The organism is Areca yellow leaf disease phytoplasma (assembly GCF_041920595.1).
Window position 1 is genome coordinate 509,505 of sequence record NZ_CP169277.1, and the last position, 10,989, is coordinate 520,493.

Here is a 10,989-nt window from a genome sequence, read left to right on the forward strand (position 1 = left end):
GTACTTCGTTCAGTTACATGCTACGCCATAAGGAGGTATAAGCCCACCAGAGGATGGTGGAGACCAGTCTCGAGCGTGCCGAGGCTGAGCATGGTCGACTTAGCTAGAAGGTTAAGGACCTGAAGGAGGAGCTCTCTTCATAAAAAGAGCTCTAGATGCCGTGTGGCATGAAATAGTGAACTTTGAAGCACAAGAAAGAGAAGTGGCAGGAAAGGTGGTAGAGGCTTACAAAGCTTCTAGTGAACATTATCAAGAAAAAATAGCTTTCCCGGAGCCAGTTTTTGCTGAAGGCATGGAAGACACCAGAAGGAGGGTCACCAATCGCTATTTGGACATTAACCTGGATTTTTTGGGGGATGGCCTGGCTGACAATGCCCCCACCACAGATGCGCCCGCCCCTGAAGTAGTTGTTGGGGCCAAAGGAGCCACCGATGCCCCGCCCACCTAAACAATTTCTTCTCTTTTTTTATTAATGTACATATTATCGGCCAATCTTGCAAAGATGGTGTTGCCCAGTAAGCAACCCAAGAGGGGGGGTGAATTGGGTCTCTAAAAATATTTACTTGATGCAATGCAATGCTATGCAATCCAATTCAACAATCAATCAAGGTCTAATGAAATCAAATGTAATGCTCTTAAATAAAAGTGCAGTAGAAAATAAAGAGCAATAAAAGTAAAGCAAGTAGAGAGATCAATCAACCACAAAGACCAAGAAATATAGTGGTTCGGTGCTCTCCAATGCACCTACATCCACTCCCCCAAAATCCCTTTGGGAATTCACTATAATCACCTGGAATTACAGTTGATTAGTTTTACGAGCTCACTAATAACCCGACTTGTTTTCACAAGGCCAACAAGTCAAAACCTCACTTGGTTTTACGGGCTAACCAAGAACCTAAATGGTTTTAAGGCTAACCACCAACCTTCTCGGTTTTAGGGCTAACTTGAGAACTGGTGGTTTTCATAAGCTACTTCGATAACTTTACTTGGTTTTACAATAGGCTAACTAAGAACCCTTACAACAAATAAAGTTTAGAAGTAGAAGAAACAATATAAAGCTTTCTAAAATAAAGTGGGTATCTCTTTGAAGCTCGATGTAGAAGTGCTTTGAACTTGTTGAAGCCTCGTGAATGCTCAAGAATAGATGATCTTCAATGCTCTTGAAGGCTCTTGAATGCTTGGAGGCTTGCTTTTGCTTGAGAGTGGTTGAATCTTCAATGAATAGGAGTTAAAGCTCTCTTTTCTTCTCTCTTGAATGCTCTTATTTCATTCTCATCAATAGTTATGAATAGTTCTCCTTTTGATTTGATTTGGAGCATATAAATACCTCCCCAAGGCCTCAAATCCAGTTTCTAGCCATTAGACTTGAAAAACTAGCCATTGGAGGGCAAAAGGGTCGAGTTCTGCATTTGAAAAACTAGCCGTTACTGTTCCCAGAACTCCATGTGTCGACACTTCAGGCTGTGAGTCGACACTTCAGGTCGATACTTGAACTTCTTGAGTCGACACCCAGTTCAAAAATCTTCAATCTGGTTCTACAAATCTCAGATGTGTCGACACTTCTCAGGTGAGTCGACACTTAGCTTCCCGTGTCGACACTTCTGCTGATTCTTCATTTTCAGCAAGTTCTGTGGCTTGAAAATCTCAGGCGATGAGCTGATCCATGTGTCGACACTTTGAGTCGACACTTCAGGTCCATGTGTTGACACTTCAGCCGTGCCATTTGAAACATTCTTTGCGTACCGGCTTGAGTCGACACTTCACTTCCATGTGTCGATACTTGGTATCATGTGTCGACACTTTGAGTCGACACCTTACTGAAATCTTCTCAAAAATTCTTGAACTTGTGCTGAACCAAATTTATGCTTCACTCAAATGTCCAATCAAGCAAATTTTGACTTTCCAAGTCTTCTTTGAGCAGTTCTTTTCATGTAAACTTGGCTTCTTCAATCAAACAAGCTTCTTCAAATTTGTGAGCACCTTTTCAACAAAAACACACTTCAAAGGAAACCATTAGTACTCAACTTATACTTAATCGTTTTGCTTATCATCAAAATCAATAACAGAATCAACATATGGCCATTTTTGTAGAACCTTCGGGTTCCTTTTTAGCATTATTAATGAAATACTTTTGGTTTTTTGATCAAATGTCATGATTCGGTGTGCATAGTTATAAATGTCTTCTAAAGCCATATTTAATATCGAAAAGTTAAAAACTTACCAGCCGTTAGTAAGGGCATGAAACCGTTGTCATCATGCCAAGAACTTGGCACAACTTTCATAATAAAGAGCAATGTTGGAGTCATCTTTATGTAGTGGCATGAGTTATGGTGCAGGTGATTCTCATTGGAAGAAATCACCTGATACCAAAAGTGAATCAGGCTAGGAATTTCCCATTGTAAGGCTCGAGATGGTACAGCATGGACCCGATTGGGAAGTTAAGGGTGCCCGGTATTATCCTTGTTTAGTTGCCAGTTGCCCAATGTTGGCTTGGTTTCCAAGCAAAGTTGTTTCCAACTTTATTTTTGTTCAATAGTTTCTTCTGTTAATTTCAAAACAGTTGGATCATCGCTTAAAATAGTGTAATAAATATTAGCAAAAAGACAAGTCTTTTGTTACTTTAACATCAATTTAGAATTAATATATCCTATTTGTTCGTCTTGAATAACATCATTAATTAACACTAATTCTTTTTGAATTAGACTAGACAATCTTTCAGCTGTTGTTACCTATTTTTTATTCTCTACTTTTGCTTAGTTTAGATGTTTCTATTATATCATTAATTTCAAAAATCATTAAAACCATCATAAAATGCCGCACTCATAACCTTGTTTGGCAGATTTAATGTTGTCTTTGAGATGTTTTAAGGATGCAATTTTACCTTTAAATAAAAACTTCATCATTGCGAATTAATTTGGCAAAATCGCTATTATTGACAATACCTTGTGTCACATAACAACCAGCAATATTGCCAACTTTACTGATATTAAAAAATTTTTTCTTACTTCTACTTTACCAGTAACCACTTCTTCAAAAGTAGGCTTAATCATAGATTTTAATTTTTGTTCAATATCTTCAATAATGCGGTAAATAACATTATGAATAGTAATTTTTACTTCTTGTCTTTGAGCAGATTTGAGTGTGGAAGAAGCAGGTTTGATATTGAAGCCTATTAACAAACTGTCTGATGATTTGGCAAAAGCAATATCTGTTTCTCTGTAATTGTGCCAACAGCAGAGCGCAAAAGTTGCACTTTAAGATCGGATACTTTAATTTTGGCAATCATACCTTGGAAGCGCTTCCAAACTTCCTTGATATCAGCTTTTAAAATGATATTTAGTTCTTGCGGTTTTTCGGTTTCTAAGTCTTGTAAAATATCTTCTAAATTAAGAGGTGAAAGGGTTTTAGCTAAAGTTTCTTTAGTTTGGGAGATTTTTTTCGGCTACAATTTGGCGTGCTTGTTTTTCATTAGCAACGGCGTAAAAATATCTCCTGCTTGAGGCCACTTCTTTTAATCCTGCAACACGCACAGGTTGCGAAGGTAAGGCTTTGGTTAGTTTTTTTTGTTTTCGTCTTCCATGGAACGAATTTTTCCATAAGAAGCTCCAGCAACGACGATATCGCCTACTTTGAGGTTGCCATCATTTACAATAAAAGTAGCCACCAGTCCTAAAAGATTTATCAGAGGCTTGCCTCAATAACTGTTCCTTTAGCTTTTTGATCGGGATTAGCTTGTAAATTTTGGATTTCACTAACTAAAAGAATAATTTCTAATATTTTTCCAAACCTTCTCTTTTTAAAGCAGAAATAGCAATATAAGGAGTAGTGCCGCCCCATTCTTCAGGCAACAAATCATAACTAGATAATTCTTGCATAATTTGTTGTGTGTTATTATTGGGTTTATCAATTTTATTTAAAGCAACAATAATAGGAATTTGGGCTTTTGGGCGTGCTTCAAGGCTTCTAAGGTTTGTGGTTTGACACAATCATCAACTGCTACTACCAAAATACAAATATCAGTAATTTTAGCTCCTTCCAGCCTCATCTTATCAAAAGCTTCATGTCCTGGAGTATCAATAAAAGTTATTTTATTGCCTTGGTATTCAACTTGATAAGCTCCCTATGTGTTGGGTAATGCCTCCAAATTCTTGATCAACTACACGAGTTTTTCGAATGGCATCTAATAAGGTTGTTTTGCCGTGGTCAACGTGTCCATAATAGTTACAATGGGTGGTGTTTTTTGCAAATTAAGTTTTTGGTTGGGTTTGGTTTTTAGTGAGGGAAGGCTTTTGCGGTTGAAGTTGTGGTGGGGTGTGTTTTTCTTCTGGGGTTCGCTTACTTGAATATTGTAATCTTTGGCTAAAAGTTCAACAATATCTTTTTCTAAGGTTTGATTAACATCTGCTTTAAATCCTAATTGTAATAATTTTTTAATTAAAACAGCACTGGTAATGCCAAAAACTTGAGCGATTTGAAAAACTTTGTCTTGGGGATTAAAAACATAGTTTTTACTAGCAAAATCGTTTCGAAAATCCGTTTCCTTGGATAATTTAGGGGTAGTTTTGGATGAATTTTCATTATTTGTTTTTTGTTAGGGTCCATTTACATCCCTCCTTTAATTTTAATAATTTTTAATACATGAAAATAAAAGATTGCAACATAAAAAATAAATTGGGCACAAAATAAAAAAGTGAAGTGTAGTGAACAAAAAATATTTCAAAGATGGAAAAATGCATAAATAAAATATAAAAATGTTTTGCTAAGTTTGTAAAGCAATCAATTTTAAAAGAGTTTGATATATTTCTTCAGGAACTTTGGTTTTGAGTTTTTTATCTAAAGTTTCTTTTTTGCAACAAAATAACATATTCCAGTTTTAAAGTTAGATATGCTCCTCTTCCTTGAAGTGCTAAATTAAAATCAACCAGATACTTTTCCTTGTTTGGTGCTATTTATTCTAATCATTTTTTTGATATCTTGAATTTTTTTTAGAAACTATACAAGTTCGCAAAACAGTCATTAAAATTAAATTAATCCTTCTGTTTGGGCTTGATCTAAGGTTTTGATATCCAATATTCCACTTAGTTACTTCCACTGCTAATTTAACATTTTTACCTAATTTACCAATCGCTAAAGAAAATTGGTCGTCAGGAACAATTGCAAAGAGCGCATTTGTTAGTCGTCGTCTTTGATGACAACTTGAAGGCATGAAGCAGGTTTGAGGGCATTTGCAATAAGTTCTTGGGGATCGTCACTCCAAACAAATAAATCAACTTTTTCGTCTTTAAGGATTTTGATAACATTTTTAATACGGTTACTTCTTTCGCCAATACAAGAGCCAATGGCATCTACTTGAGCGTCGCAAGACAATAAACCAATTTTGGTACGTTCGCCAGAAATGCGTGCAATTCCTGCAATTTTAACGATGCCTTCTTGGATTTCAGGGATATTTTCTTCTAACACTTTAACTACAAGCCCAACATGATTACAACTGACAAAAATCTTAGGCCATTTAGTAGTTTTTCTTACTTCTGACAAAAAAACTTGAATTCTTTCGCCTAGTTGCATTTCATTATTGAAGCAATTTCTTTTTTAGGCAGCTTAAAGGTAGTAATTTCTTTTTCTAATTCCAAATTATAAAATTTATCGTTTTCCGAAATAATTTTAGCGCTAATTAATTTGCCTTCTTGTTGTTTGAAAAATTTATAATTTTTTCTCTTTTCTTTTTGGTAAAGCTCTTCGTTGAATTGATTTTTAAGTTCTTTGACAGCGTATAGATTAAAATCTTTAGGATCAACTTTAATATCAATTACTTGACCTATTTTGGCATGAGGCTTAATTTGTTGGGCTTCTTCAAGAGTAATGGAGTTGACTCTTTTAAATTAATAGTGCTCATCAGTAGCTTCGTCGGCCACCAAAAATTGTTTTATATAAAATAATTTCGCTTTTGTCTTCTTTTAACTGGATTTTTACAGCTTTTAACTTTATGATTTTTTTTGCAACCAGAAATCAATCCTTTAGCAAAAGCATCAATAACTTGGTCTTTATCTAAATCTTTCTTGGAGCAATTTTATCTAAAAGTTTAAAAAAATTCTTACTAATCAAACGATACCTCCTAGTAAATGCATCTTGTTAGATGTGGGCGAATTTAACATTAACAAACGCAACCAACTAAAACCAGATACAAAATAAAAAAATAGTAATTTGTTACAAGCACCATTTTTATCTTTTGATGAAAAAAATAACTCATAATATAATTATATCATTTCCCAAGACAAATAACAATTTTTTATGCATCCTTAAGGAATTTTATTAGTAAAAGGAGATAAAAATAATAAATTTGACTATTGGACAATATCTTTTAGGAGTTAAATATAAGAAATTAGGTTTTTGGGTTTATTGATAAGTCCTTTCAAAATTTCTACCATTACCCAAGTATCTTGTTTGCAATATTGTTCTAAGGCTTTAAGAAATTGCGCTTGAAATTGCAAAGGAGACATTTTAGGCAGTTGAATATAAGTTAAAAAAGCCTCAATACCATTTTGAATAACTAAATTTTGATAATTCAAATTGCAAAATAAAGGAGTAATTTTTTTTGATAGAAAAAGAACCTTGCAAATGGGGATGATAAAAATTAATGCCTGCGGCTTGTTCCGGAATCAAATCTAGGTTTTGATAAAAAGTTTTGCTGCCTTTAGAAGGTCTTTAAGGTCAAAAATACGCGTAATAATGTTTTGGATTTGCAAGGAATATTCAGGAAAAAGCAAAGATAATTCTTGAAGGCGTGTTTTTTCAAAAGATTTATGATAAACAATAATGGAGCCTCCATCATCTAAAATGGCATTGGTTAGTTTTTCTAATAGGGTTTTCTGTAATCGGCGTGATCGGGTGCCAAAAAAAGAAACGTAGATTTTTATCTTTGTTGCACAAACCAGGGGCTTTTTCAGATGTGAAGTGAAAATTGAAATAAGGATTGAGTATAGGGTTTTTCGCCTTTAAATCTAGAAAAGGACACGGAAAAGCCTCCAAAATCTAAATAATAAAGAGGGTATTTTAAATTTGCAACCCTGCTTTAATCTTATCAAAACAATAATAAGGGAAGCTTTTTTTGGGTAACTTTTTTGTTGCACTTTGTTATCAAAACGATTCAACAAGCAAAAGGAATGTCAGAAACATGATAATATTGTTTGCAAAATTAACTGTTGTTGTTTTCGTGTTTTTGTTTGTTTTGGGAGTCAAAAAAACACAATGATTATAAATAAGTAAAAATACTGTCTTTGGAAGGGATGTTTTCATAAAATGAAGGTTTTTTCAGGCAACAAATAATAAGCAGAAGTGTCGTTTGGCTTGTTAGTTTTGAAGACAAATAAGAAATTAAGATTGGCATCATTTTCTAATATTTGAGTTCCTTGTTGTGTAATCAAGTCAAATCCAATAAGAAGTAAGCAAGTTAGGATCCAAAGCCGCATTACAACTTTTTGCAATCATAAACATAATCCGAATTAAGAACTACCAAATAATACTCTATTTTTTTCTTTTTTTGTGCCTCAGTTAAATTATTTTCAATTACCCATCTTTGATAAGTTAAATCATAGATGTATTTTCCTTCTTGTGATTTGGGATTAAAAAAGTTTGCATTTTTTATAAGATGGGTTGTCTTGATTGGAGCCCTTGCAAAAAGGTGATAAGGTGTTAGGACTTGTATAATGGAAAAGGGCATTTTTTTCTTTTGTTATCGTTTACAAATTGCAATTTTAAGAATTTTTTGCTAGTAGTAGTTTTAGTTTCAAAAATACGAATAGTAGTTTTGTCTTCTTGATAATCATCTAAAAAACAATAAATATCCTTGTTTATTCATTTGAAACTTTTTTTTGTTGATAAGTTTCCAAAGAAAAATAACTTCTCCTGGAAATGTTTTCAAAATAAGAACCTACCAAAGCTCTAATTGTTTGTAATAGGTTGCATAATGTTTAAAATGTTTTGGTTTAAAACAACTTGATATTCGTCTTGCTCCTTACTTTTCCAGCGTAAAAAAGCAAGTTTTTAGCATAAGTTTCTTCATTAATTAAATCTTTGAGTTCATTGGAAAATCCAAAAGAAACTGAGATTTATTTTGATACAAACAATTAGGCTTTTGGTAGGTTCTTATTTAAAAACATTTTCAGGAGGATATTTTTCTTTGGAAGCTTTATCAACAAGTTTCCAAATATGAATAAACACATTGTTTTAGATAGTTATCAGAAGACAAAACCTATTCGTATTTTTGAAAACTAAAATACATTGCAATTTGTAAACGATAACAGAAAATGCCCGGCAAGTCTAACACCTCTGCCTGAAATGGCCGTCTTATAGAAAATGCAAACTTTTTAATCCCCAAATCTGAAGGAAAATACATCTATGATTTAACTTATCAGATAATTGATGAAATAGTGTCCTAAAAGAAGCGGATTCTTAATTCGAGATTATGATGTTGCAAAGTTAACAATGAAGCTTTTGGATCTAACACAGCTACTTTATTGATTTGACTTGTCCCACGAAGCAAAGTGAACTCAGATAACCAGAGATGATATGATCTTGCAATTTCTTGTGTCTTCAGAAAACAACAGCCAAACGTACTCTTGCTTGTGTGCCCGCGCGAAGCCTTCATTTTATGTATCAGCTCAAAGACAGTATTTTACTTATTTTATAATCATTTAGATTTTGACTCCCAAGTAAACACGAAACACAACATTAATTCACGGCAATATTATCATGATACCATTCCTAGCTATTTGAAAGTGCAATTGCAAAAACTTCCTTATTGTTTTGATAAGATTAAAACGAAATTTACAATACCCTCTTTGGCTATTTGAAGACTTTTCCGTATTAAACACCACAAAGTTTGAAAAACCTATACTCAATCCTTATTTCAATTTTCACTTCACATCAGAAAAAAGCCTGGTTTGTACCAATGTAAAATCACGTTTTGATCAATACATCACGCCGATTGCAGAAAGACCCTATTAGGCAACAATGCATTTTAGATGGAGAACTCCATTATTGACATCATAAATCTTTGAAGAACACGCCTCAGAATTGTAACACCTTTTTTCTAATATGCCTTGAAATCAAGCAATCCCCTTCGTGTAGGCAACAAAGGCAATGTAAACACATCCGCCTAGGATTCGAACTAGTACCGAGCACCAATTTACTGGGATCCTGCAATCAAGTCACTCCTTTCTTTTACTTGGTGAGTATCAAGAATTTAGTTATTCAAACTTTTAACATAACTGCTAAATGTCGCTTTTCAGCCGCGAACTAATATAGTAATATTTTCATTTAGACATCTGTAATGAAATTTGAAGAACTTATCAGCAAACCCAAAACCCTAGCTGTATATTTAACTCTAAAGATATTGTCCAATAGTCAAATTTGTGTACCTCTATTTTACTGTAAATTCCTTGGGAATGCATAAAATTTGTTATCTTGAAGCTGATATAATTATATTATAGGTCCTTTTTTCATCAAGACAAAGTGGTGCTATAATAGTATATTGTATCTGGTCGTTCGCCCACATCTAACAAGATGCATTTACTAAATTATCGTTGATAGAGTACAGCTTTAGATAAAATTGCTCAAAAGACAAGTTATTGATAGCACACAACTAAGATTGATTTCTGGTTATAAAAAAATCATAGAGACTGGCAAATCCAGTTAAGACAAGAAATTCCATTTATATAAACAATGCAGAATTGTAAACCTGAGCTATATTAGACTGAGTCAACTCCCATTACCTCCCCAACCCAACAAATTAAACATAAATGCAAAATAGGTCAGTAATTGTTAGGGATTGATCTAAGTGCAATCCATACGCTGTCAAAGGCAAAATCAATTGTGAAAACTACCAGAGAGAGAGCATTTATAATTTTTCCAGGCAGAGACAGGTGAAATTAGCCTTCGTCAACCTAGGAAAACTGTCAAATTTTATAATTTGGAATTAGAAAATTACTACGCTGCTGCTAGTAGCTCCGTAGAATGACTAGACAATTCCAGAGTTTTGTCAGCTCAGAAAACTGCAAATGTCGTTTGTCAGTTGTAATCATCAGACGAATGTATTAATGAGATGTTAAAATATTCCTGAAATCAGAGGCATGCGGAATTGCACGCATTTCTGACGAACTGTCTCATTGATTTGTAATCTTGCATTTATCGTCAAATGCCATTAACTCTTGTAACCGTATTCGCATCAAAACGAAAAAGTTGATTTACCTCTTCATGAAGATTCGTAAGACGACATTAACAAATGCGCTCTACAGCGATATTAAAGTAAGATAAAAATGTTAAATTAACTACAGTGGAGTAACAAGTGGAATATTAAACTGATCAAGCCCAAACGAAAGTTAATTTATTTTATGACTGTTTTGCGAACTATGAACAAAATTCAGAGATATCAAAAATGATTAAATGGCGCTAAACAGAGAAAATTATCTGTTGTTGTAGCACTTCCGGAAGAATCTAGCAAACTGGAATATCTGTTACGTTACCTTTATCAGCAGACAAAAACTCAGAACCAATTCCTGAAAGAAATATATCAGGCTCTTTTAAATTGATTAACAACTTAATATTCATTATATTTGTATGCATTTTCCATCTTTGAAATGACACTGTTCACTACACTTCACATTTTTATTTTAATTTTAATGTTGCAATCTTTGCCCTCGTATGATAAAATTGATAGAACAAAGGAAGTGCAGAAATGACCGCTAACAAAAGAAACAAAATGAAATTCGTATTACCCTACTCCCATCAGGGAAACTGTTTTTCGAACGATTTTGCTAGTAAAACTTTATGTTTTTAATCCCAGACAGAGTTTTCAGATCCTTTTTTCTTTGTGATACCAGTGCTGGGCACCCAATGAATTATTACAATATTTAAAACGGAACAATCCGGAAGCCTTGAAAGACATTCGTTGAACTTGGCCAAAGTTACGATATTCAATGTGAACCTTAGTAA

At 33.7% G+C, this 10,989-nt stretch carries 11 protein-coding genes and 1 pseudogene; 1 reads left to right on the forward strand and 11 read right to left on the reverse strand.

Annotated features, from left to right (window positions below):
• The first annotated feature begins 160 nt into the window (after window positions 1–160).
• Window positions 161–448, forward strand: coding sequence for a hypothetical protein (locus ACEW7V_RS02900; protein WP_374695384.1), 288 nt, complete (start codon window positions 161–163; stop codon window positions 446–448).
• Between the two features lie 2,500 nt (window positions 449–2,948).
• Here the strand turns inward: ACEW7V_RS02900 and ACEW7V_RS02905 are convergent.
• From ACEW7V_RS02905 to ACEW7V_RS02955, 11 genes and pseudogenes are all read right to left on the reverse strand, one after another.
• Window positions 2,949–3,179 (reverse strand): hypothetical protein, encoded by a 231-nt coding sequence (locus ACEW7V_RS02905; RefSeq protein ID WP_374695385.1) that lies wholly within the window; start codon window positions 3,177–3,179, stop codon window positions 2,949–2,951.
• On the reverse strand, window positions 3,173–3,433 hold the full coding sequence (locus ACEW7V_RS02910) for a hypothetical protein (RefSeq protein WP_374695775.1): 261 nt from the start codon (window positions 3,431–3,433) through the stop codon (window positions 3,173–3,175). Before ACEW7V_RS02910 ends, ACEW7V_RS02905 begins: the two co-directional genes overlap by 7 nt.
• A 120-nt stretch (window positions 3,434–3,553) precedes the next feature.
• A complete protein-coding gene (locus tag ACEW7V_RS02915) occupies window positions 3,554–3,664 on the reverse strand; it encodes a hypothetical protein (RefSeq protein ID WP_374695386.1) in 111 nt (36 codons plus the stop codon).
• A 106-nt stretch (window positions 3,665–3,770) separates the two neighbouring features.
• Window positions 3,771–4,087, reverse strand: a pseudogene (locus ACEW7V_RS02920) (GTP-binding protein).
• 93 nt (window positions 4,088–4,180) lie between these two features.
• Entirely contained in the window at window positions 4,181–4,471 is a 291-nt protein-coding gene (locus ACEW7V_RS02925; protein WP_374695776.1) for a translation initiation factor IF-2 N-terminal domain-containing protein, read from the reverse strand.
• A gap of 701 nt (window positions 4,472–5,172) precedes the next feature.
• Window positions 5,173–5,565, reverse strand: coding sequence for a hypothetical protein (locus tag ACEW7V_RS02930; protein WP_374695387.1), 393 nt, complete (start codon window positions 5,563–5,565; stop codon window positions 5,173–5,175).
• Window positions 5,556–5,861, reverse strand: coding sequence for a NusA N-terminal domain-containing protein (locus ACEW7V_RS02935; protein ID WP_374695777.1), 306 nt, complete (start codon window positions 5,859–5,861; stop codon window positions 5,556–5,558). The genes ACEW7V_RS02930 and ACEW7V_RS02935 overlap by 10 nt, the downstream gene beginning before the upstream one ends.
• A 504-nt stretch (window positions 5,862–6,365) precedes the next feature.
• Window positions 6,366–6,566, reverse strand: a complete 201-nt coding sequence (locus ACEW7V_RS02940; RefSeq protein ID WP_374695388.1) for a hypothetical protein — start codon at window positions 6,564–6,566, stop codon at window positions 6,366–6,368.
• 96 nt (window positions 6,567–6,662) lie between these two features.
• Entirely contained in the window at window positions 6,663–6,971 is a 309-nt protein-coding gene (locus tag ACEW7V_RS02945) for a DUF2779 domain-containing protein (protein ID WP_374695778.1), read from the reverse strand.
• Window positions 6,941–7,012 carry a hypothetical protein gene (locus ACEW7V_RS02950; protein WP_374695779.1) on the reverse strand — a complete coding sequence of 24 codons (72 nt, stop codon included), beginning with the start codon at window positions 7,010–7,012 and terminating at the stop codon, window positions 6,941–6,943. The genes ACEW7V_RS02945 and ACEW7V_RS02950 overlap by 31 nt, the downstream gene beginning before the upstream one ends.
• A gap of 277 nt (window positions 7,013–7,289) precedes the next feature.
• Complete coding sequence (locus tag ACEW7V_RS02955) at window positions 7,290–7,421, reverse strand: hypothetical protein (protein WP_374695389.1); 132 nt, start codon at window positions 7,419–7,421, stop codon at window positions 7,290–7,292.
• Window positions 7,422–10,989: the final 3,568 nt, after the last annotated feature.

Bases quoted from the DNA above. Each gene is read 5' to 3' on its own strand.
- ACEW7V_RS02930 (WP_374695387.1), bottom strand. From the start codon at position 5,565: ATGCAACTAGGCGAAAGAATTCAAGTTTTTTTGTCAGAAGTAAGAAAA.